Annotated in this window: 26 protein-coding genes and 1 pseudogene; 21 read left to right on the top strand and 6 right to left on the bottom strand. The window is 40.3% G+C overall.

Annotated elements, in window-relative coordinates; translation table 11 throughout:
• Positions 1-79 precede the first annotated feature (79 nt).
• From V6D44_RS13770 to cypB, 4 genes are all read left to right on the top strand, one after another.
• The gene (locus V6D44_RS13770) at positions 80-238 is read left to right on the top strand and encodes a hypothetical protein (protein ID WP_333516589.1); all 159 of its coding nucleotides are present in this window, start codon (positions 80-82) and stop codon (positions 236-238) included.
• Positions 239-425: 187 nt separating this feature from the next.
• The gene (locus tag V6D44_RS13765) at positions 426-968 is read left to right on the top strand and encodes a class I SAM-dependent methyltransferase (RefSeq protein WP_087992247.1); all 543 of its coding nucleotides are present in this window, start codon (positions 426-428) and stop codon (positions 966-968) included.
• A 221-nt stretch (positions 969-1,189) separates the two neighbouring features.
• A complete protein-coding gene (gene fatR / locus V6D44_RS13760) occupies positions 1,190-1,780 on the top strand; it encodes a transcriptional regulator FatR (protein WP_087992246.1) in 591 nt (196 codons plus the stop codon).
• Positions 1,781-1,798: 18 nt separating this feature from the next.
• The gene (cypB, locus tag V6D44_RS13755; RefSeq protein WP_087992245.1) at positions 1,799-4,963 is read left to right on the top strand and encodes a bifunctional cytochrome P450/NADPH--P450 reductase CypB; all 3,165 of its coding nucleotides are present in this window, start codon (positions 1,799-1,801) and stop codon (positions 4,961-4,963) included.
• Positions 4,964-5,198: 235 nt separating this feature from the next.
• Here cypB and V6D44_RS13750 read toward each other — a convergent pair whose 3' ends face one another.
• Positions 5,199-5,495 carry a YrhK family protein gene (locus V6D44_RS13750; protein WP_087992244.1) on the bottom strand — a complete coding sequence of 99 codons (297 nt, stop codon included), beginning with the start codon at positions 5,493-5,495 and terminating at the stop codon, positions 5,199-5,201.
• Positions 5,496-5,805: 310 nt separating this feature from the next.
• Between V6D44_RS13750 and V6D44_RS13745 the strand changes: the two genes are divergently transcribed.
• The 7 genes from V6D44_RS13745 (at position 5,806) to V6D44_RS13715 (ending at position 11,293) form a co-directional block, all read left to right on the top strand.
• Positions 5,806-5,970: a hypothetical protein gene (locus V6D44_RS13745; RefSeq protein WP_164907163.1), complete on the top strand. Its 165-nt coding sequence runs from the start codon at positions 5,806-5,808 to the stop codon at positions 5,968-5,970.
• 88 nt (positions 5,971-6,058) lie between these two features.
• Entirely contained in the window at positions 6,059-6,670 is a 612-nt protein-coding gene (locus tag V6D44_RS13740; RefSeq protein ID WP_087993991.1) for a DUF6445 family protein, read from the top strand.
• The gene (locus V6D44_RS13735) at positions 6,667-7,287 is read left to right on the top strand and encodes a DUF6445 family protein (protein WP_333516586.1); all 621 of its coding nucleotides are present in this window, start codon (positions 6,667-6,669) and stop codon (positions 7,285-7,287) included. Before V6D44_RS13740 ends, V6D44_RS13735 begins: the two co-directional genes overlap by 4 nt.
• A gap of 8 nt (positions 7,288-7,295) precedes the next feature.
• Positions 7,296-8,120 carry a CmcI family methyltransferase gene (locus V6D44_RS13730; protein ID WP_333516585.1) on the top strand — a complete coding sequence of 275 codons (825 nt, stop codon included), beginning with the start codon at positions 7,296-7,298 and terminating at the stop codon, positions 8,118-8,120.
• Positions 8,113-8,796, top strand: coding sequence for a pentapeptide repeat-containing protein (locus tag V6D44_RS13725; RefSeq protein WP_333516584.1), 684 nt, complete (start codon positions 8,113-8,115; stop codon positions 8,794-8,796). Before V6D44_RS13730 ends, V6D44_RS13725 begins: the two co-directional genes overlap by 8 nt.
• A 22-nt stretch (positions 8,797-8,818) precedes the next feature.
• A complete protein-coding gene (locus V6D44_RS13720; protein WP_087993801.1) occupies positions 8,819-10,012 on the top strand; it encodes a spermidine synthase in 1,194 nt (397 codons plus the stop codon).
• Between the two features lie 21 nt (positions 10,013-10,033).
• The gene (locus V6D44_RS13715; protein ID WP_087993802.1) at positions 10,034-11,293 is read left to right on the top strand and encodes an MFS transporter; all 1,260 of its coding nucleotides are present in this window, start codon (positions 10,034-10,036) and stop codon (positions 11,291-11,293) included.
• A 355-nt stretch (positions 11,294-11,648) separates the two neighbouring features.
• Here the strand turns inward: V6D44_RS13715 and V6D44_RS13710 are convergent, their stop codons facing one another.
• A complete protein-coding gene (locus V6D44_RS13710) occupies positions 11,649-12,476 on the bottom strand; it encodes a TrmB family transcriptional regulator (protein WP_087993803.1) in 828 nt (275 codons plus the stop codon).
• A gap of 151 nt (positions 12,477-12,627) precedes the next feature.
• Between V6D44_RS13710 and V6D44_RS13705 the strand changes: the two genes are divergently transcribed.
• Positions 12,628-13,257, top strand: a complete 630-nt coding sequence (locus tag V6D44_RS13705; protein WP_087993804.1) for a LysE family transporter — start codon at positions 12,628-12,630, stop codon at positions 13,255-13,257.
• A 123-nt stretch (positions 13,258-13,380) separates the two neighbouring features.
• On the opposite strand, the gene V6D44_RS13700 is transcribed toward V6D44_RS13705, so the two are convergent.
• Positions 13,381-14,769, bottom strand: coding sequence for an amino acid permease (locus V6D44_RS13700; RefSeq protein WP_253268446.1), 1,389 nt, complete (start codon positions 14,767-14,769; stop codon positions 13,381-13,383).
• Between the two features lie 431 nt (positions 14,770-15,200).
• Here V6D44_RS13700 and V6D44_RS13695 point away from each other — a divergent pair, with 431 nt between their 5' ends.
• The 8 genes and pseudogenes from V6D44_RS13695 (at position 15,201) to V6D44_RS13660 (ending at position 23,947) form a co-directional block, all read left to right on the top strand.
• Entirely contained in the window at positions 15,201-15,791 is a 591-nt protein-coding gene (locus tag V6D44_RS13695) for a hypothetical protein (RefSeq protein WP_242519848.1), read from the top strand.
• Positions 15,792-16,154: 363 nt separating this feature from the next.
• Positions 16,155-18,962: a transcriptional regulator LevR gene (gene levR, locus V6D44_RS13690; protein WP_253268445.1), complete on the top strand. Its 2,808-nt coding sequence runs from the start codon at positions 16,155-16,157 to the stop codon at positions 18,960-18,962.
• Between the two features lie 189 nt (positions 18,963-19,151).
• A complete protein-coding gene (levD, locus tag V6D44_RS13685; protein WP_087993808.1) occupies positions 19,152-19,592 on the top strand; it encodes a PTS fructose transporter subunit IIA in 441 nt (146 codons plus the stop codon).
• Positions 19,592-20,080 (top strand): PTS fructose transporter subunit IIB, encoded by a 489-nt coding sequence (gene levE / locus V6D44_RS13680; protein ID WP_087993809.1) that lies wholly within the window; start codon positions 19,592-19,594, stop codon positions 20,078-20,080. The genes levD and levE overlap by 1 nt, the downstream gene beginning before the upstream one ends.
• Positions 20,081-20,096: 16 nt before the next feature.
• Positions 20,097-20,903: a PTS fructose transporter subunit IIC gene (levF, locus tag V6D44_RS13675; RefSeq protein WP_087993810.1), complete on the top strand. Its 807-nt coding sequence runs from the start codon at positions 20,097-20,099 to the stop codon at positions 20,901-20,903.
• 22 nt (positions 20,904-20,925) lie between these two features.
• Positions 20,926-21,753 carry a PTS fructose transporter subunit IID gene (gene levG / locus V6D44_RS13670; RefSeq protein WP_014114571.1) on the top strand — a complete coding sequence of 276 codons (828 nt, stop codon included), beginning with the start codon at positions 20,926-20,928 and terminating at the stop codon, positions 21,751-21,753.
• Positions 21,754-21,838: 85 nt separating this feature from the next.
• Positions 21,839-21,981 (top strand): annotated as a pseudogene (locus V6D44_RS13665) (hypothetical protein).
• Positions 21,914-23,947, top strand: a complete 2,034-nt coding sequence (locus V6D44_RS13660) for a GH32 C-terminal domain-containing protein (RefSeq protein WP_202327108.1) — start codon at positions 21,914-21,916, stop codon at positions 23,945-23,947. The pseudogene V6D44_RS13665 and the gene V6D44_RS13660 overlap by 68 nt, the downstream one beginning before the upstream one ends.
• A 96-nt stretch (positions 23,948-24,043) precedes the next feature.
• Here V6D44_RS13660 and yraA read toward each other — a convergent pair whose 3' ends face one another.
• The 3 genes from yraA to V6D44_RS21145 all read right to left on the bottom strand — a co-directional run bounded on the left by yraA (position 24,044) and on the right by V6D44_RS21145 (position 26,241).
• Positions 24,044-24,553: a cysteine protease YraA gene (yraA, locus tag V6D44_RS13655; RefSeq protein WP_087993812.1), complete on the bottom strand. Its 510-nt coding sequence runs from the start codon at positions 24,551-24,553 to the stop codon at positions 24,044-24,046.
• Between the two features lie 150 nt (positions 24,554-24,703).
• Positions 24,704-25,753: an NAD(P)-dependent alcohol dehydrogenase gene (locus tag V6D44_RS13650; protein WP_087993813.1), complete on the bottom strand. Its 1,050-nt coding sequence runs from the start codon at positions 25,751-25,753 to the stop codon at positions 24,704-24,706.
• 188 nt (positions 25,754-25,941) lie between these two features.
• The gene (locus V6D44_RS21145; RefSeq protein ID WP_087993814.1) at positions 25,942-26,241 is read right to left on the bottom strand and encodes a 4-carboxymuconolactone decarboxylase; all 300 of its coding nucleotides are present in this window, start codon (positions 26,239-26,241) and stop codon (positions 25,942-25,944) included.
• A gap of 180 nt (positions 26,242-26,421) precedes the next feature.
• Between V6D44_RS21145 and adhR the strand changes: the two genes are divergently transcribed.
• Positions 26,422-26,820 carry an aldehyde stress transcriptional regulator AdhR gene (gene adhR, locus V6D44_RS13640; protein ID WP_087993815.1) on the top strand — a complete coding sequence of 133 codons (399 nt, stop codon included), beginning with the start codon at positions 26,422-26,424 and terminating at the stop codon, positions 26,818-26,820.
• The last annotated feature ends 137 nt before the right edge of the window (positions 26,821-26,957 follow it).

Genomic DNA, 26,957 nt, shown 5'->3' with positions numbered 1-26,957 from the left:
CCAAGTTTAGCGAAACAGCTGTCAAGAAAATGTCTGCCTGCATATGATAAATCAACGTTACGGTAAGGCAGGTGATGGCATGATGAACGATTATCAGAAAAGGCTGCCGTCGATTGGCCATGGTTATGCGTCCATGCCGCATTCCTTCAAACATGGTTATGGAAATCCATTCCGCCAGCAGAGGCTGATGGCCATGCAGCAGCAAAGGTTGTATGTATTCCCTTATCATTGGCGCTAGAAAGAGGGCAGAAAACATTTGTTTTCTGCTTTTTTTGCGGGAAAAAATGAAAAAGTTCAGTTCTATTGAAACATTTTTAAACACATTGCCGTCTAGTTGATATCTTCATTCCCATTTGGAAATGAAGATGAGGTTTATTTTTCGAATATAATAAATAAACGTAGGAAACCAAAAGCAGGTGTTTAAAATGCTAGAAAATAGACTCTATAAACAATTGAATCTTTTTAAATTATTTTCTCGGAAATATAAGCAAACCAAAACAATTGAGCATATGATGATTGACTCTATAGACATACAAGAAAATGACAGAATTTTAGAAATTGGAATCGGAAATGCCACTGTTTTTAAGAACATAACCGAGAAACTAGAAAAGGGAAGCTTAAAAAGCATTGACCCTTCAAAGCGAAAGGTAAGGCAAATATCACTCGCAAATCGAAAGAACATGGGGAAAGGGGAGATTTTTCATGGCTATCCCGAGAACATTCCCTTTGATGACCGTACCTTTAATAAAGTGTTTTCCTTACATACGGTTCAGAGCTGCACTGATATTAGGCTTGCATTAAGGGAAATTTACCGTGTGCTTCAAATTGACGGCCAATTTTACATCAATATTGATACAAATACCGGTGAGAAAGAGAACATGTATATTCAACTGCTGGAAGATCAGCATTTCAGGGATCTTTCTATCATCAGGCGTGATTCCTGTCTTTGCATTGTGGCTGTTAAATAAAATCATTTCTCGGGAAATATATCCAGAGCCTTTATTTTGGGGATTGGGTATATTTTCTTAATTTTTTATTTTTTGCATATACTTTATATTAAAAAAAGTTTTTTTCATATAAACTGATATCATAAGAAAGGGTAAAGAGGTGATATCAGACAGGTCAGATATTCATTATGAACAAAAGGAATGAATATTCATTCCGCAACGATCGGAGGTACTAACATTCCATGTTATCCGCATCCAGCAGTAAATACGACATGATTATGAAAGCGTCGGTTTCACTATTTACAGAGAGGGGATTTGACGCTACCACTATCCCAATGATAGCTGAACGAGCCCATGTGGGTACAGGAACGATCTACCGCTATTTTGACAGCAAAGAAACACTCGTCAACGTATTGTTTCAAGAAAGCATTCAGCGCTTTATGGAAAAGCTGAAACAAGACTTTTCGGAATTGAGTGTCAGAGAAGGCTTTCACCATGTATTTTGCTGTCTCATTCAATTTACAAAAGAGAGCGACTATGCGCTTTTCTTTCTTGAAACGAAGAAAGACGCTCATTACTTAAATGCCACAAGCAGAAAAATGATAGAAAATCTGACTCAAATGCTTGATGACTATTTTAATAAGGGAAAAGCGGAAGGTGTAATTCGCAGCCTGCCCTCAAACGTGTTAATTGCGATTGTGTTAGGGGCGTTTCTCAAGATATATCAGCTTGTCCAAACGGGTGATATAGAGATGGACATGGATTTAAGGACTGAATTGGAACAATGCTGCTGGGACGCCATTAAGCTTCATTCATTTACTTCACAAAAATAATAGGAAAGGAAGATGTTGATGAAACAGGCAAGCGCAATACCTCAGCCCAAAACATACGGACCTTTAAAAAACCTTCCGCATCTGGAAAAAGAGCAGCTTTCTCAGTCATTATGGAAGATAGCAGATGAATTGGGGCCGATTTTCCGTTTCGATTTTCCGGGGGTATCCAGTGTTTTTGTATCCGGCCACAGTCTTGTGGCTGAAGTGTGTGATGAAAGCCGTTTTGATAAAAATCTTGGCAAAGGCTTGCTAAAGGTGCGCGAGTTTGGCGGAGACGGGTTATTTACAAGCTGGACGCATGAGCCGAATTGGCAAAAAGCCCACCGCATTCTGCTGCCGAGTTTCAGTCAAAAAGCGATGAAAAGCTATCATTCTATGATGCTGGATATCGCAACCCAGCTGATTCAAAAATGGAGTCGGCTTAATCCTAATGAAGAAATTGATGTAGCGGACGACATGACCCGTCTGACGCTTGATACGATTGGGTTATGCGGGTTTAACTACCGTTTCAACAGCTTTTACCGTGATTCACAGCATCCGTTTATCACCAGTATGCTCCGTGCCTTAAAAGAGGCGATGAATCAATCGAAAAGACTGGGTCTGCAAGATAAGGTGATGGTGAAAACAAAGCTGCAGTTCCAAAAAGATATAGAAGTCATGAACGCTCTTGTCGATAGAATGATAGCGGAGCGAAAAGCGAACCCGGATGAAAACATTAAGGACCTTTTATCACTCATGCTTTATGCCAAAGATCCTGTAACAGGTGAAACGCTGGATGATGAAAACATTAGATACCAGATCATAACGTTTTTGATTGCAGGACATGAAACCACAAGCGGTTTGCTTTCCTTTGCGATCTACTGTCTGCTTACACATCCGGAAAAACTGGAAAAAGCGCAAGAGGAAGCAGATCGCGTGTTAACGGATGACACGCCGGAATATAGACAAATCCAGCAGCTGAAATACATTCGGATGGTTTTAAATGAAACGCTAAGACTGTTCCCAACAGCTCCGGCCTTTTCTCTCTACGCTAAGGAAGATACTGTTTTAGGCGGGGAATATCCGATCAGTAAAGGGCAGCCTGTCACTATTTTGATTCCGAAACTGCACAGGGATCAAAACGCTTGGGGAGAGGATGCAGAAGATTTTCGTCCGGAACGGTTTGAAGACCCTTCGCGCATTCCTCACCATGCGTATAAGCCGTTTGGAAACGGACAGCGCGCTTGTATCGGCATGCAGTTTGCTCTCCAGGAAGCGACGATGGTTCTAGGTCTTGTATTAAAGCATTTTGATTTGATGAACCATACTGGATACGAACTGAAAATCAAAGAGGCATTAACGATCAAGCCGGATGAATTTAAAATTACTGTGAAACCGCGGAAAACAGCAGCAATCAACGTACAGAGAAAAGAACAGGCTGACATCAAAACAGAAACGAAGCCAAAAGAAACAAAACCTAAACACGGCACACCTTTACTTGTTCTTTACGGTTCTAATCTTGGAACAGCGGAAGGAATAGCCGGTGAACTGTCTGCTTACGGCCGCCAGCTGGGCTTTACAGCTGAAATCGCTCCGCTTGACGATTATATTGGCAAGCTTCCCGACCAAGGTGCCGTGGTCATTGTTACGGCTTCTTATAACGGGGCGCCGCCTGATAATGCTGCCGGCTTTTTGGAGTGGCTGGAGGAGCTTGAGGAGGGCCGATTGAAAGGTGTTTCCTATGCGGTATTCGGCTGCGGAAACCGGAGCTGGGCCAGCACGTATCAGCGAATTCCCCGACTCATAGATGACATGATGAAAGCAAAGGGGGCAACGCGTTTAATAGCGATTGGGGAAGGCGATGCCGCCGATGATTTTGAAAGCCATCGCGAGTCTTGGGAAAACCGTTTCTGGAAGGAAACGATGGACGCATTTGATATAAACGAAATATCTCAGAAAGAAGACAGGCCTTCATTATCCATTACTTTTCTCAGTGAAGCGACAGAAACGCCGCTTGCTAAGGCATATGGCGCGTTTGAAGGGATTGTGTTAGAGAACCGGGAGCTCCAGACAGCAGATAGTCCGCGTTCTACCCGCCATATTGAATTGCAAATTTCTGATGCCAAAACATATCAAGAAGGCGATCATATCGGAATTCTGCCGCAAAACAGCCGGAAACTTGTTCAGCGGGTCCTGAGCCGATTCAGTTTGCAGGCCAATCATGTCATAAAAATGAGCGGAAGCCCTCATATGGCTCATCTTCCGATGGATCGGCCGATTAAAGTGGCGGATGTATTGGCGTCCTATGTGGAGCTGCAGGACCCGGCTTCAAGACTTCAACTTCGGGAGCTGGCTTCTTATACAGTCTGTCCGCCGCATAAAAAAAAGTTGCAACAGCTCGTTTCAGAAGATGGCATTTATAAAGAGCAGGTATTGGCAAAACGTCTCACCATGCTTGATCTTTTAGAGGATTACCCTGCTTGCGAAATGCCGTTTGAGCGGTTTTTAGAACTTTTGCCATCATTAAAACCAAGATATTATTCCATTTCAAGCTCACCGAAGGTCCAAGCCAATATCGTGAGCATGACAGTAGGCGTTGTTAAAGCATCAGCTTGGAGCGGGCGTGGTGAATACCGGGGCGTTGCTTCTAATTATTTAGCAGAGCTGAATACAGGTGATGCAGCAGCCTGTTTCATCCGAACGCCTCAATCCGGATTCCAAATGCCAGATGACCCTGAAACGCCTATGATTATGGTTGGACCGGGTACAGGAATTGCACCATTCAGGGGCTTTATTCAGGCAAGATCTGTTTTGAAGAAGGAAGGAAACACGCTTGGTGAAGCTCTTTTGTATTTCGGCTGCCGGCGCCCCAATCATGACGATCTATACAGAGAAGAGCTGGATCAAGCGGAACAGGATGGTATTGTCACCATCCGCCGATGCTACTCACGCGTCGAAAACGAACCAAAGGGATATGTCCAGCACTTGCTCAAACAAGATACGCAGAAATTGATATCACTCATTGAAAAAGGGGCACACATATACGTATGCGGTGATGGATCGCAAATGGCTCCTGATGTAGAGAATACGCTGCGTCTGGCGTATGAAGCTGAAAAAGGAGCGAGCCGGGAAGAATCAGCTGAATGGCTGCAGAAGCTGCAAAACCAAAAACGATATGGTAAAGACGTTTGGACAGGAATGTAAAAAATAAAATCCCGCCATCAGATTGGCGGGATAATTTTGCATGTGAGAAAACCGGCACGATAATGAAATCTACTGAAAAGGATGTTATAGGGAGTATCGCGCCGGCCTTATTGTTCATATCGTCAAACAGGGGCAAAAGTTTAGTTCTTTTGTCTTATTTTTAAAAATAAATAGTCTGAAAGTCTTGTTTTTGGTTTACGCATTAGTTTTATGGCATTTTGCTCTCGCGTATGCCTCAAGATGAACCATCTGTTGAAGATCGATGTTTAAATTGGTTTTCCACATGTTTACGGTAATGAAAGTCATGAATCAGCCGAATCGTCGGCCTGATTAACAGCAGCAAACTCCCAATCGCAAACAGCCATATCCCTGCCGACTTGAACTGCTCATAAAAAAAGAAAATACTTCCGACAAGAAACAAGGCACCAATGATAAAATCATTTACTGTATAAAGAATCTTATATCGTTTTTTGAAAAAGAGCTCGTATCGTTTCAGTTCTTTTTTGATCTCATTTTCTTCTTTAGGTGCCATTATTCTCCCTCCATTCAACATGTTCATTCCCTAACGTGAATAGAAGAAAACATATAAGTAGAGTGAGTGACAATGGGAAATCTCTCTTTATTTTATAATTATTTTATTATTAGACATCAAATCTTATAATTGTTGTTAGATGAGTATTATCGAATAATACCTCATTTTTAAAATACCCTATAACAGTCATCATTAACCATATTTTAGAAATAACTTGAAATAATTGAAAATTTGTAATAATCTAAAATTGTTTCAGGGATATTATTAGACAACTTATTCTTGGAGCAGATTATGAAAGGAGGAGATATAAATGAATTTCAAAAGAACAAAGGAAAAAGAAACTAAGTTAGAGTCTTTTGATAACAGTGTATATGCACGAACTTCACCTAATAACATGCCTAGAATTACTGCACAAGTTCCTAACACTAAAGAGGAACAAAAAGAAATCGACAAACTTTTCAAAACAGCACTTTAAGAAACGCATTTTACATAGAAAGGAGAGGGTATCCTCTCCTTTCTATTCCTAATAATATCTATGGAAAAACAAAAGGAGGCTTACAACTTTGGATCAAAAAATTTTAGTTATTGATAACTATTATTCTCAGCCTTACAAAATAAGGGATCTAGCTTTGGAAGATCAATATTCGAGTGTTGCTAAATTTAACTATCCTGGGTACCAAAGTCACCGAGTTTTTAACTCTGAAGTGTTAAAAAGTTCTTTTGAACAAATTATTGATTCGTCAATTGAAGTAGATCCTGATCGTTTTACATTTGGAGGGTTTAGACTAATAACAGAAGAAACAGGGAAAATGCCAAAAGTTCATGCTGACTCTGTAGATTGGGCAGCTCTTATATTTTTAACTCCAAATGCTCCCGTAGACAAAGGTGTTGGTTTCTATCGGCATATTGAAACTGGACTTGAAGGTCCTCCCTCAAACAGTAAAGCAAGAAAACTTGGCTTTGAAGACGCAGCAGAGTTTGAAAGACAAGTGATTTACAGAGATCAAGCAGATTTAACTCGTTGGGAATTGGTAACATCCGTTAGTCCTGTTTTTAATCGATTAGTCTTATTTAAAGGAAGAGAGTTTTACCATGCTCCTATTGGCGGATTCGGTGATACTCCTGAGAACTGTCGTATCACACATAATTTTTTCTTTTTGGGGTCAGCAGAATGATTCCAAAAGATATTTTTGTAGTTGATGGATTTTATTCAAATCCAGAGCAAGTTCGCAGTTTTGCTTTAAGAGCGGATTATACGAATTTTGGTGATGAACAAAACTTCCCAGGTGCAGAAAGTGAAAAATCATTTTTTTCTTCAAATCATAAGGAAACATTCGAGAAATTGATAGGTAAGCCGATTATTACTAAACCAGGTGAATATGTATTCGGTAAATTTAGGTACTCGACTAAAAAGGATTTTGCTCACACAAAAGTACATCTTGATCATGGTGTTGAATGGACAGGTATCATCTATTTGACAAAAGATGAAGATTGCCGTGGAGGTTTAGGTATTTATCGTCATAAAAAAACGGGTTTAAATAAAGCGCCGGAATTGTATGAATTAGAAACTTACCATTGTACGGACATTTGCGAGTTTGACGGCAAGTACGTATTTCCAGATTCTAAAAAAGAAGATGCCTGGGAAAAGATTTATGAAATTCCTTTAAAATTTAACCGTTTAATTTTGTTTCAAGGCTCAAAATACTTTCATGGGATTACAGAACAATTCGGTAATTCTATCAATGATGCACGTTTAACTCAAAATTTTTTCTTCCAAGAAAAAATGAGGTGATCCCAAAAATGTATTTAGAAAAATCACTCGTTCATAAAATAATAGATAAAACATTAATGAAAATAAATCAACACCAAAATGGAGTTACAACTTTTTTTGATAATTTAATTCTACAACAAGGGGAAGCATTCTTGAAAGATAATAAATATGATAGTGAGATTTTAGAACGTGTTTTAGAAATAGTCACCATTACAGGGGATAGAAGGTTTGTTAATTTAAGCGATCGACTTATTAATATGCCTGTTAGCTCTTTAGACAATTTTTCTAGGGTGTGCAGTCAAGGTGTACATAATGTTTTTTGCTGGCAAGGAAAACCGTTGTTTAAGAGCGCCTATGACTTAGCTATTTACCATATGATGATAAGTGAAATTCGCCCTGCCACTATTATTGAGATTGGCTCGACAGAAGCAAGTTTATGTTGGCTTAAAGATATTACAGATTTAAATAATCTTGGGGTTAGAATAATAGGAATAGATCAAATCCAGCCTAGAACCTTACCAAAAGATGTTGAATTTAGAAGGGGTGATATCGGCAAAATAGATTATTTATTGACTGCATGTTTTATTGAAACATTGCCCAGACCCTTTTTAATAATTGAGGATGCACATGTTCATCTTAAAAGGGTGTTGCAGTATCTAGGGTTTTTAATGCTAGAAGGAGACTATTTAATGATAGAGGACAGTATATTAAAGCAAGACGAATTAAAAGAGTGGTCTTTGACACAAAAAAATATTTTAGTAGATACATTTTACACTGATTTTTATGGGATTAACGGTACTTCTGCTGTAAATTCAATTTTAGTGAAGAAGGAGGCAAACAATGCATATGCATAGCTTATTAGATGTAATTAGTAATCATGTAAGTGATCAAGTCTCTCTCTCTGAACCATTATTTCTTTTGGCTCTTTGTGATGTTGAAAAAATTAACAGAATATTTAATAAAAGAGATTTATCAGGAGAGATCATCGTGTCAAAAACTGCTAAGTCTCTGACGAAACAGTCTTCATATTTGCATTTAATTGGAGTTGCAGAAACAACCTTTGAGGATATATTGTGGGAAGATGAAGACACTGCTCATCTCAAGAACGGTAGTATTTTAACGATATTAGATGCAGTTGAAATGATACGGAAATATGGACAATATGTAGATTTAGAAGCAGCACGTTTAAAGGGAGCTCATTTAGAAGCAGCAGATTTACGCGGGGCAAATTTGAAAAATTGTGATCTTCAAGGTGCAAACTTAGCTCGAGCAAATCTTAAAGGAGCATGTCTTGAAGGAGCGAATCTTCAAGGGTGCAACTTGAACGAAGCAAACCTATTTGGAGCGGATCTTACCAATACGGATCTCCGTAGAGCAAATTTAACTTATGCTGAATTAAGAAATGTGAATATGAAAGGAACAGCGCTTAGAGGAGCTGAGCTTTGGTCTGCAACTTTATGGGGAGCTGATTTAAGCACTGCTTTTTATGAAGGGGTCGACTTGTCACGAGCAGATACAAGAGGTTCTTAGTGAAGGAGGAAAGAGACAAGTAATGATTAATAATATATCAGTGAAAGACGAACTTTATAGTGCAAATCAGCTACATATTCACACAATTGACTCACTAATAACACACGACAGGGTTTTTGTAGGAAATCAAACAGATGATTTTGCTGTAGCAAAAGTGTTACAGAATTCTCAACGAATTTTATTACTTGGAGTAGGGTATGGCGGGGCACTAAGACCTTTATTAATTGGAAACAGCAGTGTAGAAATAACAGCTGTGGATTTGAATCCTCGATCAATAAAAATTAGCTCATTAATTTTCGACGAGTATTTTCCTGCATTAAGCAGGAAAATTAATTTTATACATAAAGATGCATTAGAATATTTAAAAGAATTTAGGGACATACCATTTGATGCAATCTGCATTGATTTATACACAAAGAGTGATTATCCGGAATTTGTTTTAACTTGTGAGTTTTGGAAGTTAATCATAAACAACATCGCTCCTAAAGGCGTTGTTTTATTTAATTCTTGGGGGCTTCCTCAACAGTTAAGACCCTTGGAAGGAGGAACTATACAACAGCGGGTAGCACAATTGATATGCAAACATTTCAAAAATGTACGGGTATTACCTCACCGACGAAACATAACTTTTCTTGCTTACCAACATCAGAAGCTAGAGGAGCCTAAACAAAAATTTGGATATTCCCTTAGGAATATAGACAAAATAATCTCTCAAATATTGCCTAATAGGCTAAAATATGCATTAGAGATCAAATTGGAAAAGCTGGATGATAAGCATTTTAGCATTCCTAATAATACAACTGAAGAAATAGATCGTGAAATGTACAGCAGATGGTCACATCTCATTAACGTATGCAATCTTTCATTACACGAATGTGGACTTTCCGGTATTAACAAGATATCAGAACTTGCTTACGATTCTTTAAAAGCTCGTATTTTAACAGAATACTTACTAGTTAAAGAATCAGCTGAAAGTTCTCTCATACCTGTTTTAATCGGAGCATACGCCTTTGAAAAACCTAAAGGATTAGAATGGTACCTTCAATGGATGACCGAGGATGCTGAAAAATTAATGAAACTAAATGCAGAGTGGTTTATAAACACAGCTCTTTGGCAGCTGTTGGCTATGACGGCAAACCCTTATGCTCATTTTGATCACTGGGCAGGTGATATTCAACAGCTTGTGACGAAACTTAACCTAACTAATCCTATGTAATGAAGGTTAAAGGAGAAAGAAATGAAAATTGAACTGAACATTAAACGCAAATCAAAAACTCCTGCTTTTGATCCTTCTTTTCGCCGTCTTTTTACTGCTGTAACCTTAACAAGTATTGGAGATGGCCTCACTTTTAATGCGCTTCCTTGGGTTGCAGCTTCACTAACAAGTAATACAATATTAGCGTCATTGGTATCCTCAGCCATCTTTCTGCCTTGGTTACTGTTTAGTTTGCCTTTTGGAATCTTAATTGATCGCTATCCCCGCAATTTACTAATGGCTGTTTCGGGAACAGTCAGGGCAGTAATGATATTGCTGTTAACTGTTCTGATAATCTATGAATGGGCGACTGTACCGCTTTTGATTATCTTAACGTTTCTTTTTGGTACTGCTAAGGTAATGTTTGACTGCACAGCACAAACGATAGTGCCAATGGTTGTTAATAGTAAACAACTTGAGAAGGCGAACGGTCTTTTTGCTTCGGTTCAATTAATCGCAAGCGATCTTTTAGGGGGAGCGCTCGCAGGCATTCTAATTCTAATTGGCCTTCCCGCGCCTTTCGTTATAGATGTGATTACTTCTGTCACTTCAATTCCTTTGTTAATAAGAATGAAAGGTAACTTTCAAGCGAGAGAGGAAAGAAAAAAGGTTACTTTCAAAGCTGATTTAAAAGAAGGTATACTCTTTGTTTGGAATGATTCTTTGCTAAGACCTTTAGCATTGTTTGGATCTGGTGTCACTATGGTTTTCTCAATGATTACTGCTATGCAAGTTTTCTTCATGAAAGAGATTTTGCATTTGAGTTCTTTTGAGTTTGGTTTGCTGATTTCCTTTGCAACTGTAGGCAGTGTGATCGGGGGACGAGCAGTTTCAAATCTAAAAACAAAATTGGGGGCAAGAAAAAGTTTGCTTATCTCGATTTTGACCATGGGAATATGTTACGGTATTGCAGGCCTTAGCAGTAATTGGTATATTGTCTGTCTATCCTATATTATTGCCTCTTTTTTTATTGTGGTATGGGGTGTCTTGAATGTAACGTATAGACAGCGAATTGTTCCCCAAGAGCTGTTAGGGCGCGTGAATACAGTATTTCGCTTTTTGTCCTGGGGAGTCAGTTCCATTGGAACAATTTTAGGCGGTATTCTAGTCAGTGTGGGTGAAGTGGCTTTTAATCGTGAATGGGCTCTCCGTCTTCCTTATTTGGTGCTTTTATGTGTGTATATTATCTTTTTCTTTATTGCCATTCGCTTATTCAGTAAGGAAAGGCTTGAAGGTGTATGATTACAGAGTATAGATATTCGATCATAATGAATACGAGGAAATGTCGTTTGCTGACCAGATTCCTCTCAGAATCAATAAATAGTGCTTAAACATTTCTAAGCCTTGCAAAATAAATTAATTAACAAAAAAGACAATCATAAAAATGGGGAATATGTCTTATTGTCTGATCCCACTCACCTTATTGCGATTTAAATGAGTGAACAAATTCTCCTCAAAGCCACGCCAGACTGATCAATCGGTAAAAAAATTTTGCAATACAAGGAACTTGCCGAAAAATAGTTTTTCTCGACAAGTTCTTTGTATTGATATAAGCAATGTTTTTGGTTAAATAATGATATCAGAAACATCATTTGCTCTATTCCAAATAATGTTTTTTGAAATCAGAGTGGATTGAAAATTTGCGGCGCAGCTGGATGAGATTTTTCCCAAAGCTTTCTTCTAAAAGCCCTCTATGCTTTTTCAGGATTTCCATGAGGTACAGATCATGAATGATGACTTCAGTAATAGGCATGACTAAACCTACATGCATCGTCCATGCAGCACGGCTGTCGTTGCCAAGAGAGACGATACCTGCTACAACTTCTGAATCATCTCCGCTATAGACAAGCCACCGCCCGTCATACTCTTCTGTAATTTCACTGCTCATATCATGAAGGTAAACAGCAGCAAAATCAGATGTGATGTCTCCGTACGCAATAATGGTCACAATGACACCTTGATTTGCCGCTTGTCTTAGCTCTGATTCTATTTCTTCAAAATCCTCTTCCCATATTTCCAAGAGAATTCTTTTTTTGGCGGATAAGATACAAGCCTTCACTTTTTCAAGAATTTCATTGCGTCCGGTGATATTCCAGATATTTTCCCGGTCATTTGCGGTCTGCTCGAATTTTTCAAAGTATTTCTCAGCCTGATCAAAATGCTCTTCCGCTTTGAGCCGGCGGTTTTTAATCAGTTCTTTAGCGGGGACAGGCACATACTGAGGTGTATTTCCATGACTTACAAAAACATCTCCTCTTAAGACAAGACTTTCCAAGACTTCATAAATTTTAGAACGGGGCACTCCGGAATTTTTGGCGACGGCATAGCCTGTTAAAGGCGATTCTTGCAATAAAGCAAGATATGCTTTTGATTCATATTCGGTAAAATTAAGGTTTTTTAAAATGTCTAACATATTTTCCTTCATACATCCTCCAATATAAAGAGCAGTCGCTGCCCTTGTAATCGCTATTTTAACAAACCATATTGATTTATTCCAAACGCATTGATACAATTTTATAAGTAGTTACTATCGTAGTCACTATATATTGCGGAGATTTTTTAAAGGGGGAGAAGAAATGCACAGCATACTCACATACATACCGATTGCTGCCATGATGGTTATCATACCGGGAGCAGATACGATGCTTGTGATGAAAAATACCCTTAGATATGGCGCAAAGGCTGGCCGTTATAACATCCTTGGATTGGCAACAGGACTTTCCTTTTGGACGGTTATCGCCATTTTAGGTTTATCAGTGGTTATTGCAAAGTCGGTATTTCTTTTCACAACGATCAAATATTTGGGAGCAGCATACTTAATTTATTTAGGAATCAAGAGTTTTTTTGCCAAAAGCATGTTTTCTTTTGATGAAACGCAATCTCAAGCAAGCAAGGAAAATTCTCCGAAACGTTATTATAAAACTTCCTTTATGCAAGGATCACTTAGTAATATTCTCAATCCTAAAACTGTTTTGGTTTATGTTACAATCATGCCCCAATTTATCAATCTAAAGGGAAACATAAACCAGCAGCTCATCATTTTAGCTTCAATCCTAACCTTATTAGCGGTTTTGTGGTTCCTCTTTCTCGTTTATATGATTGATTTCGCAAAAAAATGGATGAAAAACTCGAAGTTCCAGAAAGCGTTTCAAAAAATAACTGGTATTATATTAGTGGGTTTCGGCATCAAAACTGGTATGAATTGAAATTAGCTTACATGAATTGGAGATCAGTCAAGCAGTTGTTTTGCCTTTCGAATCCTCTTTTAGTCCGGCAGTATCATTTTTAATACAAAAAAAACAAGGGAGTGTGTATCCCTTGTCTTTTTGTTATTTTATCTTATGTCCCCTGGTGGTCTGTACCTTATACATGATAATCAATAAAACAAACCAGGCCGGAGTGACAAATAAAGCAACACGTGTATCATTCGCCAGTGCCAATACGATAAGAATGAACGCGAGAAATGCGAGTGTTAAATAGTTGGATAATGGGTAAAAGGGCATTTTAAATTTGTTTGCTTTCGCTTCATCCTGCCTTGTTTTTCGATATTTTAAATGGCAAATCACCGTAATGCCCCAAATGAAAATGAAACATATGGTAGAAACACTTGTAATCAATGTAAAGACTTGCTCGGGCATTATATAATTCAGGCTAACGCCAATCAGAATGGCGATGGTTGAAAAGAACAGCGCATTGCTTGGAACTTTAGAAGAAGTCAGTTTCTTCAATAATCCAGGGGCGTGATGATCCTTGGCGAGAGAATAGACCATGCGGCTTGTGCTGAATAAAGCGCTGTTGGCCGCTGATGCCGCTGATGTTAATACAACAAAATTGATCATACTGGCGGCGGCAACGATGCCTACAACAGAAAAGACTTGAACAAATGGGCTTTCATTTGGGTTCAAAACGTTCCAAGGATAGATACACATAATGACAAAAAGTGCGCCGACATAAAAAAGTAAAATCCGAACTGGGATTTGATTGATGGCTTTAGGGATCACTTTTTGGGGATTTTCAGTTTCACCTGCAGTCAATCCAACAAGTTCAATTCCCACAAAAGCGAAGACAACCATTTGGAATGAAAGGATAAATCCATGCCATCCATTTGGAAACATGCCGCCGTGGCTCCAAAGATTCGTGAGGCTGGCTGTGCCGGAATCAGCGGAAAAACCTTTCGCTATCAAGAAAATACCAGTTGCGATAAGAGCCAAAATGGCGATAACTTTGATCAATGCAAACCAGAATTCTAATTCTCCGAACAGTTTAACGGTTGCAAGGTTCATGATCAGCAAGATGATAAGCGCAAGAAGACCCGGCAGCCATTGAGGCACCGCAGGAAGCCAATATTGCGTATAAATCCCGACTGCCGTTAAATCAGCCATCGCGAGAGAAATCCAGCAGAACCAATAGGTCCAGCCAGTAATAAACGCTGCCATGTCTCCTAGATAGTCCCTTACAAAATCAACGAAAGAGTGATATCCCGTATTTGATAAGAGCAGTTCTCCGAGCGAACGCATAATGAAAAAGCAAAATACACCGGTGATCATGTAAGCAAATAAAATAGATGGTCCCGCAAAGTGGATGGATTTTCCTGAGCCTAAGAATAAACCTGTCCCGATTGCACCCCCAATCGCCATTAATTGTATATGCCTGTTTTTAAGGCCTCTAGACAATTTTTGTTGTTGTCCAAAATTGTCTTTGTTAGAATTGCCTCTCAATTTTATTTTCCTCCAATAATAAAAGATGAATAAAGTTTTATCGGATATTATACCATCTAAAAGAATACAATGTTTACTTTTTAAATTTTAAAAATATAATTTTCATTTGCTTGTTCGTACAGGTGCTAAATATCTCTCACTCTCTATTTTCACTTCCAGTTTTATTGAATAGTAGAAAAAAAGGTAAATGCTCAGTGAGGAAAAGAGATTTTGGTAAAACGTCCTACTGGCGTAACCGTCATTCGTGACCGAGTGAAAACAGTAATAAATATGTAATGGCAAACAAAAAGACATTGTTTTGACGATGTCTTTTTTGTTTTGCTAGGATAGATGATAACAGTATGCTTATGAGGGCCGCTCATTAATAAGAATACAGGCGAAATGAATGACATGAGGCAGGACATATAATGAACTTACATACAGCACAGCTATTGAAAATTTTATCAGAATATCAGTTTTTTGATTGGGAGCATCAAAAGAATAATAAACATCGCATCCTGATTGGCCTCCCGGAGAATAAGCATGAAATAAAAGATTTTTATCAATCATTCGGTTTTGAATCAGTCGAGAATCCGTATTCAAACATAAAAATCTCAAAAAAACAGTGGGTGCATATGGAGGATCTATTTTTTCAATGGATATCTCCTTATCTATCAACTTTCGGACAAACAGTTGTTACGCCATTTCTAAGTAATGACTGGGAGGGTGAATGTCATCTGGATGATGAGTTTGCTGATGCTTATGAAGCGTACAAGGCTTTTTTAATAGGTAGCGGATTGTATGATCATACGCCCGCTTTGATTGAGACCAGCAGGGGATATCAAATCGATCATATCGGAGATTTTTCAATTCTGGGCAAGATGGCTGCGAGAAATCATCAATATTTATTTTTTGCCGATGGAGATAAAGTTTTTATGTTTACAGATTCACTGACCTTCCAGATGTTTTGTAAAGATGAAGAAGTTTTGCATAATGAAAAGAGAAAGATCGAGCAGTTGCTGCATCCTGATTTTTTATCGTGAATCACTGCGGCGGACACACATAGAGTGTCCGCCATTTCTTTGTTTCAATTGGATGCATTTTAGGTGATTTGACCCAGTCTTTAAGATTCATTTTTTGTCATTCGTGATTTTGGCATCTTTACATTCCTCAAGAATGATAAACTGTTTACTGATTATTACTTTGGAAGGAGCCCAGCCCTGGGGAACGCGAATCTAAAATACTAATATGAGATGTAAATGATTCAACATTCTAAACACATAAGCATAAAAGGCCGGCATGTCAATCTGCTATAGAGGCCTTTCTGGAAGTGTAGAATTAGATGTTTCCGCCATGAAGATTCGGAATATTCAGGGCTTATCTAATAAGGACAAAGGATGATAGACGTGAAAAGAATAGATAAAATATACCATCAGCTTATGCATAATTTTCATGATTCAAGTTTAGATCATCTTTTAAAAGTACAGGGGAGTTCGGCAAAGGAAATTGCTGAGCAGCTGAAAATGGAGCGGTCCAATGTCAGTTTTGAGTTGAACAATCTCGTCCGGTCCAAAAAGGTCATAAAAATAAAATCGTTTCCTGTGCGATACATCCCAGTCGAAATAGCGGAAAGATTGTGCAACAAGAAATGGGATACCGAGTTGATGGAAGTGAAAAGCCTGGAGCCGTTTTCCGGGAATTCCAAACAGAAACAACAACCTATTTCTACGAATCCTCTAGAGCTTATGATTGGGGCAAAAGGCAGTTTGAAGAAAGCCATTTCCCAGGCAAAAGCAGCTGTTTTTTATCCGCCGAACGGCCTGCATATGCTCCTCCTAGGGCCGACTGGTTCCGGTAAATCCCTTTTTGCGAACCGTATTTACCAGTTTGCCATTTACTCTGACATTTTGAAGGCCGGCTCACCATTTATTACATTTAACTGTGCAGATTACTACAACAATCCTCAATTATTGCTATCTCAATTATTCGGACACAAAAAAGGTTCATTTACAGGTGCCGGCGAGGATAAGGCTGGCTTAGTCGAACAGGCTGATGGGGGCATTCTTTTTATGGATGAAATCCACCGTCTCCCTCCTGAGGGGCAGGAAATGCTGTTTTATTTTATTGACAGCGGTTCTTATAACCGGCTTGGGGAATCGGAACATAAACGAACATCGAACGTATTGTTTATTTCCGCCACAACAGAAAATCCGAGTTCTGCTTTATTGAAAACATTTTTGCGAAGAATTCCAATGACCATACATATTCCTTCGCTTGAAGAACGATCGCTTAAAGAAAGAGTGGATCTGACGACGTTTTTATTAGGGAAAGAAGCAGAGCGAATTAAGAAAAATCTGAGTGTGCACATAGATGTCTATAATGCGCTTATTCATTCTGCGAAATTTGGAAATGTGGGACAGCTGAAATCAAATGTCCAGTTAGTTTGTGCACACGGGTTTTTGCACAACCTTGAAAAAAATGAGGTTATTGAACTGACTGTTCGGGATCTGCCGGATGAAATCAAGCAAGAATGGATGTCCAGCAGCAAAAACATGCAAAGAAGCAAAGCTATTTCTGAATATGTCAATATTACAACGATTATCTCTCCGATTGTAGAAGATGAAACAACAAAAATTGACGAAGACCTCTCATTTAACTTGTATCATTTGATCGAGGAAAAAGTGAAAACCCTTATGAAAGAAGGATTATCCAAAAAGGATATTAATCAGTACATCTTAACTGATATCCATTTGCATGTCAGAAGTTTTTTTCATCATCGGGCGTTTCAAAAGGACAGCCTGCTGACATTCGTTGAAGACGACGTGATTCAAATGACCAAACAGTTAAAAGAAATAGCTGAGCATGAGCTGGCTTGCACATTTGACCGTAAATTTATTTATTTCTTGAGTATGCATATTGACGCATTTTTAAAGCGCGGAAAACAAATTGATGTTTTAAATACACAGGAGACTGATGAAATCCGTGACACTCATGTGAAAGAATATCGGGTGGCGATGATATTTAAAGATCAAATTCAGAAATATTTTAAAGTGGCCATCCCGGAAATAGAAGTTATCTACTTAACAATGCTGATTCATTCCATCAAATCGTTAAAAGAGAACAAAAGGGTCGGTATTATCGTGGCTGCACATGGAAATAGCACGGCGAGTTCAATGGTTGAAGTCGCGACAGAACTGTTAGGAAGCACTCCCATTGCAGCAGTTGATATGCCGCTTTCTGTTTCACCTTCGGACATTATCGAATGCGTAGCGGAAAAAATGAAACAGGTTGACGAAGGGGAAGGTGTTTTAATGCTGGTAGATATGGGGTCACTTGCGATGCTGGAAAGCAAGCTGGAGGAAAAGACAGGCATTGCCATCAAAACCATCAGCAATGTGACGACCTCAATGGTGCTGGATGCTGTCAGAAAAGTGAACTATTTGAATTTAAATTTGCATGCGATCTATCAATCGGTCACGAAAGATTTTATTGAGTTATGGGAGCGGCAGCCAGCAGCATCCGGCAAAAAGAAGGCATTGGTTTCCATCTGTACGACAGGCAGCGGGACGGCCAAAAAGCTGGAAGACATCCTGACAACGATCGTAAACAAGGCCTCTGATACCCCGATTCACATATTGACTGTTTCATCCATTAAATTGGCAAACAACATAAAAGAAATTGAAAAAGAGTATGAGATCCTTGCGACAGTCGGAACGAAAGATCCTAAAATCAATGCTCCGCATGTATCTTTAGAAGTGTTAATTGAAGGGGAGGGAGAGAAGCTGATTCAACAGGCGATTACCAAAGGAAGCACCCCCTTGAGCAATGGATTGAACGAAGCGAATATCATTGTCAGGGAGCTTTGCGAGGATAGCTTGAAAAAGTACCTTGTCTTCTTGAACCCCCACCATATGATCGAGATGTTATTAGAGTGGCTGCAAACCGTTCAAGATGAGCTGGGAGTCATTTTCAATAATGCTGTTTTAATCAAAGTCATCATGCATACGGCTTTCGCCTTTGAGAGGGTGATTAAGCAGAATCCGATAGCTTTCTCAGAGGAAGATGAAATAAATGAACAGCTAAAAAGAATGCTGAACGTGACAGAACGTACATTAGCCCCATATGAACAAAAGCTTGGACTTCGCATAAGTGATGATGAAAAATTATTTATTGCCGCCATCTTCGCTGAAGAAGTGCCTGGCCAGCTGTTTTAAAAGCGGTTTTTTTATGTGAACCTGTATTAAATGGAACGCCATTTTAATACAGGTTTATTTTTTTGGTTTCAAGTGTTTCAACAATAGACTGTCATTTGCTGAAAACTTAATGAAAACGCTTAACACAACTTTGTTGGCACGATCCTTGCATTATATATGGGTGTACAAAACAGGAAAGGAGCAATGAATATGATTTCAGTTATTATCAGTGGTCATGGAGATTTTCCCATAGCATTAAAAGAGTCTTCAGGGATGATATTCGGTGAAGAAAATAACCTGATTGCAGTGCCGTTTTTTAAAGGAGAAGGAGTTCAAACACTGCAAGAAAAATATCATCAGGCGCTCAAAGACATTCCGGAAGAAAATGAAGTGCTTTTTTTAGTCGACATTTTTGGAGGAACGCCATATAACGCGGCAGCTTCTTTCATTGCTGAAGATCAAAGAATGGATATGGCAGCCGGCGTAAACTTGCCGATTCTGCTGGAGGTATTAAGCCTGAGAGAACATCTGACACTTAAAGATTTGCTGAACAACTTAAAAGCAATGAGCCAGCAAAGCTTTCAAGTGTGCAGTGAACATTTAGAAAAAGTAAAAACAGCCAATCAAGAAACAAGAGAGGATGAATTGTGATGAACATTGTGTTAGCAAGAATTGATGACCGCTTTATTCACGGCCAAATCCTGACAAGGTGGATTAAAGTCCATGCGGCAGACCGAATTATCGTTGTCTCCGATGATATTGCACAGGACGACATGAGAAAAGCGCTGATCCTTTCTGTTGCGCCTTCAAATGTAAAAGCGAGTGCCGTTTCGGTTTCAAAAATGGCAAAAGCGTTTCATAGTCCGCGTTATGAAGGGGTAACGGCAATGCTCTTGTTTGAAAATCCGTCCGATATTGTATCTCTTATAGAAGCAGGCGTACCGATCAAAACAGTAAACGTTGGAGGAATGCGTTTTGAAAATCACCGCAGGCAAATCACAAAATCAGTCAGCGTCACAGAGCAAGATATAAAGGCGTTTGAAACATTAAGTGATCTGGGCGTGACAGTGGAATTGAGACAGCTGCCTTCAGATGCCAGCGAGGACTTTGTCCAGATTTTACGGAACGTAACAAAATAATCAAGGGGATGAGAATATGTCTTCATTACAAATTATTTTGTTGTTAATCATTGCAGCAATCACCGGAATCGCAAGTGTATTGGATGAAGGGCAGACACACCGGCCGCTTGTGGCCTGCACGCTGGTTGGCTTGGTGCTCGGGGATTTAAAAACAGGCATTATTCTCGGCGGCACACTGGAGCTGATGGCGCTGGGCTGGATGAACGTCGGCCTTGCTATGGCGCCTGATACAGCGATCGCCTCTGTCATCTCAACCATTTTAGTTATTACCGCTGATCAGGGAATTGGCGAAGGGATTGCCGTAGCTGTTGCTTTGGCAGCTGCTGGTCAGGCGCTGACGATTTTTGTGCGGACGATCACTGTCTTTTTCATTCACCGCGCTGATCAATACGCAAAAGAAGGGAATATAAAAGGAATTGAAATTATGCATATTACCGCGATGGTGTTTCAAGCGCTTCGCGTCATGATACCGACTTTGATTGTCGCATTGATCAGTGTCAGCGCTGTTCAGGCGTTCTTGGGCAATATTCCGGATGTGATTACAAAAGGGCTGCAAATAGGCGGAGGCATTATCGTTGTTGTCGGATATGCCATGGTGATCAATATGATGAATATTCCATATTTAAAGCCATTTTTCTATATTGGTTTCTTATTAGCAGCGTTTACCGATTTCAACTTAGTAGGATTTGGAGCCCTCGGTCTCTGTCTGGCGCTTTTATACCAGCAGATGATGCAAAAACATACCGCGCACGGAGCGGTGGCCGCCGCATCTGACAGTGGCCAAGTCGGTGTTTATGATGACGATGATGATCTTGATGCCTAAACCATGAGGGGGGATGAAAAAGATGGAGAAAGAAAAGCGATTAACGAAAAAAGAAATTTTCAGCATGTTTATTCGTTCAAACTTTTTGCTCGGCTCCTTTAACTTCGAACGTGTGCAGGCCATGGGTTATTGCTATGTCATGATACCGGCGATCAAAAAATTATACGGTCCCGGCGCGAAAAGAAACGAAGCCTTGCAGCGGCATTTGGAATGGTTTAATACACATCCGTGGCTGACAGCGCCTATATTTGGCGTGACGGCAGCCATGGAAGAAGAAATGGCGAACAATAAAGGAATTGATGGAAAAGCGATCAGCGGAATGAAAATCGGTTTGATGGGCCCGATAGCGGGTGTAGGCGACCCGATTTTCTGGGGAACGATTCGCCCGGTCTTAGCTGCGTTAGGGGCATCCCTTGCTTTAGGAGGAAACATTGCCGGCCCTTTGCTATTCTTTTTCTTGCTGAACGCCATAAGATTAAGCACAAAATATTACGGATTAAAGTATGGCTATGTGAAAGGAATGGAGATTCTGCAGGATTTAGCGGGGAATCGCATTCAAAAGCTGACAGAGGGCGCTTCGATTCTCGGATTATTTGTAATGGGAGCTCTCGTTTCCAAATGGACCACCATCAACATTCCCATCGTTGTGTCCAGGATTAAGGATGAAAGCGGAAAAGTGGATGTTCAAACCGTACAAAATGTGTTAGACAGCATCATGCCGGGGGCGCTGCCTCTAGGGTTAACGTTATTGGTGGCATGGATGCTGCGGAAAGGGGTGAATCCTCTTCTCATTATATGCGGCATCTTTATCATCGGAATTCTTGGGTATTGGGCTGGATTCTTAGCATAAGCTCTGTGTGAAGTAAGAAAGAAGAGGGAAACTGCGGCAGTCTATCACATATCAATCATTCGGATAACAGCAAAACAGAGGAGAATTGCCAGAAACGGACCAACTTGTGCAGCAGTCTCTCTTGAAGTGTTCAAACATGAAGAGAGGAGCGAAGAAACAAATGAAAAAGAGACTTTCTCAAGTCATCATCATGTTCACCCTGCTATTCACTATGGCATTTTCGGTTGAGGCAGCTGATTCAAGCTACTATGATGAGGATTATCGTCCTCAATATCATTTCACGCCGGAGGCAAACTGGATGAATGATCCAAACGGGATGGTATATTATGCTGGAGAATATCACTTGTTCTATCAATACCATCCATACGGACTTCAGTGGGGGCCCATGCATTGGGGGCATGCCGTGAGCAAAGATTTGGTTACGTGGAAACACCTTCCTGTTGCGCTGGCTCCGGATGACAAAGGCACGATCTTTTCTGGAAGCGCAGTTGTAGATAGAAATAACACAAGCGGTTTTCAAACAGGCGAAGAGAAGCCGCTTGTGGCTGTTTATACACAGGACAGGGAAGGCCATCAAGTGCAAAGCATTGCTTATAGCAATGACAAAGGAAGAACGTGGACGAAATACGCTGGAAACCCTGTCATTCCGAACCCGGGAAAAAAAGATTTTCGCGATCCAAAGGTCTTTTGGTATGAAAAAGAAAACAAGTGGGTGATGGTGCTTGCGGCCGGTGACCGAATCCTCATTTATACATCAAAAAATCTGAAGCAGTGGACATATGCAAGTGAGTTTGGACAGGGACAAGGGAGCCATGGGGGAGTATGGGAGTGCCCGGATTTGTTTGAGCTTCCGGTAGACGGCAATCCGAATCAAAAAAAATGGGTGATGCAGGTCAGTGTCGGAAACGGAGCGGTTTCGGGAGGATCAGGCATGCAATATTTTGTAGGGGACTTTGATGGAACTCATTTTAAAAATGAAAATCCGTCAAACAAAGTTCTCTGGACGGATTACGGCAAAGACTTTTATGCGGCTGTATCCTGGTCCGATATTCCATCCTCAGACGGCCGGCGGCTATGGTTAGGGTGGATGAGCAATTGGCAATATGCGAATGATGTTCCTACCTCCCCATGGAGAAGTGCGGCGTCTATTCCAAGAGAGTTAAAATTGAAAGCGCTTACTGGAGGAGTCAGGGTCGTCCAAACACCAGTAAAAGAGCTGCAAACCATTCGCGGAACCTCTAAAAAGTGGAAGAATCAGACCATATCGACCACAAGCCAAAATGTGTTAGCGGGCCTATCTGGAGATGCGTATGAATTACATGCAGAATTTCAAGTGACACCACGTTCAGCTGCTGAATTTGGTTTTAAAGTTCGAACAGGCAGAAATCAATTCACAAAAGTCGGCTATGATCGAAAAAATGCCAAACTGTTCGTTGACCGAAGCGAGTCGGGGAACGTCACCTTTAATCCGACCTTTAACACCGGAAAACAAACAGCTCCGCTGAAACCGGTAAATGGAAGGGTAAAGATGCGCATTTTTGTCGACCGCTCTTCAGTTGAAGTATTTGGGAATGACGGACAGCAGGTCATAACCGATATCATTCTCCCGGATCGATCAAGCAACGGTCTTGAATTATATGCGGCGAATGGCGGTGTAAAGATGAAATCTTTAAAGATATACCCTTTAAAAAAGGTATGGGGAACATCACCTTTCATCTCTAATTTGGCTGGCTGGACGACTGTAAATGGCACGTGGGCCGACACAATTGAAGGAAAACAAGGAAGATCGGAGGGTGATTCCTTTATTTTGTCTTCAGCATCCGGATCTGACTTCACCTATGAATCTGATATCACTATTAAGGATGGAAACGGAAGGGGGGCAGGAGCGCTTATGTTTCGCTCTGACAAAGATGCCCAAAACGGTTATCTTGCCAATGTGGATGCGAAACATGACTTAGTGAAATTCTTTAAATTTGAGAACGGTGCTGCTTCTGTCATTGCCGAATACAAAACACCGATAGACGTAAATAAAAAGTATCATCTGAAAACTGAGGCTCGGGGTGATCACTTCAAAATCTATTTAGATGATCGTCTTGTAATTGATACGAATGATTCTACATTCTCCGAAGGTCAATTCGGCTTAAATGTGTGGGATGCAACTGCTGTCTTTCAGAATGTAAATAAGGGATCTTAAATAGAGGGGTTCATGTGATATAGCAAACGCGATTACCTGGCTAGCAACATTTTTTCTTAAAAAAAGGCACAGACCTAAACAGTCTGTGCCTTCTCATTATTTCAACAACTTCAATGATTCGCGGTTAAATGCTTCCAAATCATCAGGTGTTCTGCTTGTGACAATGTTGTGGCTGACGATGACTTCTGCATCTTTGTAATTTGCGCCGGCATTGATTAAATCTTTGCGGATGCTGCGGTAGCCTGTGATATCTTTGCCTTTCAGGAGATCCGTATCAATTAGTACTTGCGGGCCGTGGCAAATAGCGAAAACCGGTTTTTCATTTTCGACGAATGCTTTCACGAATTCACCAGGGCGATCATCTGCACGGAGCAAATCCGGAGAGAATCCCCCAGGAATTAAAAGTGCATCAAATTCACTTGCATTCACTTCTGAGATTGCTTTATCGATCTTTACTTTCTCTCCATGCTTACCGGTAACTTCTTTGCCAGCTTCCAAATCGATAGCTGTGACACTATAGCCAGCTTCCTCGTATGCTTTTACCGGACTTGTATATTCGATATCTTCGAATTGGTCTGTAACGAGAACTGCAATTTTTTTGCTCATATAAAAAACCTCCTATACCCTCTTTATGCCCATAGAATAACAGGAAGATTGACCGGCCTTCAAAACATTTGCTTAAGAAGATCGTTTTTCGTGAATTTCTTTTAAATAAAAGCGGGTCAGCCCATTTAAGGACTAATCCATTTTTTAGAATTACAATGTGGAAATATCAATCACAAATCGATAACGGACATCACTTTGGAGGATACGTTCGTATGCTTCGTCTACTTGGTTAGCGCGGATTACTTCGATTTTAGGTGCGATGCCATGTTCAGCAGCGAAATCAAGCATCTCTTGAGTTTCGGCAATACCGCCGACAAGAGAACCTGCGAGGCTGCGGCGTCCCATGATTAAGGAAAACACACTGTATGTGTCCTGCTCAGCGGGCGCTCCGACATTTACAAGTGTTCCGTCAATACGAAGCATTGATAAATAGGCGTCTACATCAAGATTCGCGGATACTGTATTTAAGATCACGTCAAAACGCCCGGACAATGCAGTGAATGTCGCTGGGTCACTTGTAGCAAAGTAATGATCTGCCCCAAGTTCCAGCGCTTCCTCTTTTTTATTCAAAGAGCGGCTCAGGACGGTTACCTCTGCACCCATCGCATGTGCAAATTGAATTGCCAAATGTCCAAGACCTCCAACTCCTACAATGGCAACCTTTTTACCAGGCCCAACATTCCAGTGTTTCAGCGGGGAATACGTTGTGATACCTGCACACAATAGCGGACTGGCAACATCCATTTCCAAACTGTCTGGAATTCGGACAACAAATCTGTCGGTGACAACGATTTTTTGGCTGTACCCGCCATACGTCGGATTTCCATCGTAGTCTAGTGAGTTATAAGTTTGAACAACGCCCTTTGTGCAGAACTGTTCCTCACCGCTGAGACAGTATTCGCATTCTCCGCAGGAGTCAACAAAACAGCCGACACCAACGCGGTCCCCGACAGCAAACTTAGTCACTTCTGATCCAACAGCTGTTACGACACCGGCAATTTCATGTCCGGGCACCATTGGGAATATGCCTCCCCCCCATTCATCAAATGCGCTATGGATGTCTGAATGGCAAATGCCGCTGAATTTTATATCGATTAAGACATCATGCGGCTGTAATTCTCTTCGCTCAATCGTCGTTTGCTCAAATTTGGCTTTTGCATGTGATACGCTTAATACACGAGTTTGATGTTGATTACACATATGAACCTACCCTTTCTTTATCATAAGTGGTTGTTCGTAAAAACATGCACTTATTTATGTTTTATCGTATCTTCAACATAACGATAAACCTTAAAGTCCGCTTTAAGGCAAGGGTTTTTTGAAAAAAACTTCATCTCTAATTGAATTTGATAGATAACGAGCTTGGATGAACTCAAAACGAGAACATTTTATAAGGTATGGTACACGTCATCATGAACAGGCTCTAACCAAACCGTTTCCCCCGGTGTAATGGCTAAGTGCGCAAACCAACTGTCTTTTGTCGCACCGTGCCAATGTTTTACATGGGGTGGGATATTTATGACATCTCCAGTGCAATTAACTGAGACTGTAATCATGCTGCGATCCCGCGGAGACAGTTCTTCCTCTCTTGCCAAAATGTCACCGAACAGAACATCATCGTTAAGTTGAGCAAACTTTTGCGCTGATTTTCCTCGTATATCTCGTCCAGCAGTTTGTTTTTTTGCCATTTAGCAATCCCTCCATCTAAACTGTTTTTATTGCATGGAGAAGTATAGAGCTTAAAGTGTGCTTTAAGGCAAGTCTTGAATTTTTGAAAAAAGATTCAGCTGTTAAAACTTGTTTCCGCTTGACTTAAAGTTAACTTTAAGTGTTACCTTCAAAACATGCAGGACAGAGAGGTGAAAAGTATGAATATTGCGCAGGTGGCAAAGCAGTTCGGCCTCACAGCGGCGACACTCAGATACTACGAACGTGTCGGATTAATCCCGCCGGTAAAACGAAAAGAAAGCGGCATTCGCGATTATGATGAAGAAGATATCAAATGGATTGAATTCATTAAATGCATGCGAAATGCGGGTCTATCGATTGAAGCGTTAATAGAATATACATCGTTATTTACTGAAGGAGATCGTACGGTAGAAGCCCGCAAAAATATCCTGGCTGATGAAAGACAGCGGCTCATAGAGAAGCGGAAAGAAATTGATGAAACAATTAAAAGATTAGATACAAAAATTGAAGATTATGATGGGAAATTACGTGAAAATGAGGCTAAGCTTAAAAACAGGCCTAAAACGGAAGATAAGTGACAAGGTAGCATTCTTTGCCTCCGAGGGGGGACAGGTTGTTTCGAGCTTATTTCCCCGTCAAGAAATGGTGAATAAAAAGAGGTGGATTCGATTACTTATTCGATTGGAGGATTTGCAAACATCATCGGTGTGACAAC

The organism is Bacillus sp. 0209A, from assembly GCF_036765095.1.
Taxonomy (GTDB): domain Bacteria; phylum Bacillota; class Bacilli; order Bacillales; family Bacillaceae; genus Bacillus; species Bacillus subtilis_G.
This window is presented reverse-complemented; position numbering and strand designations above follow the sequence as displayed.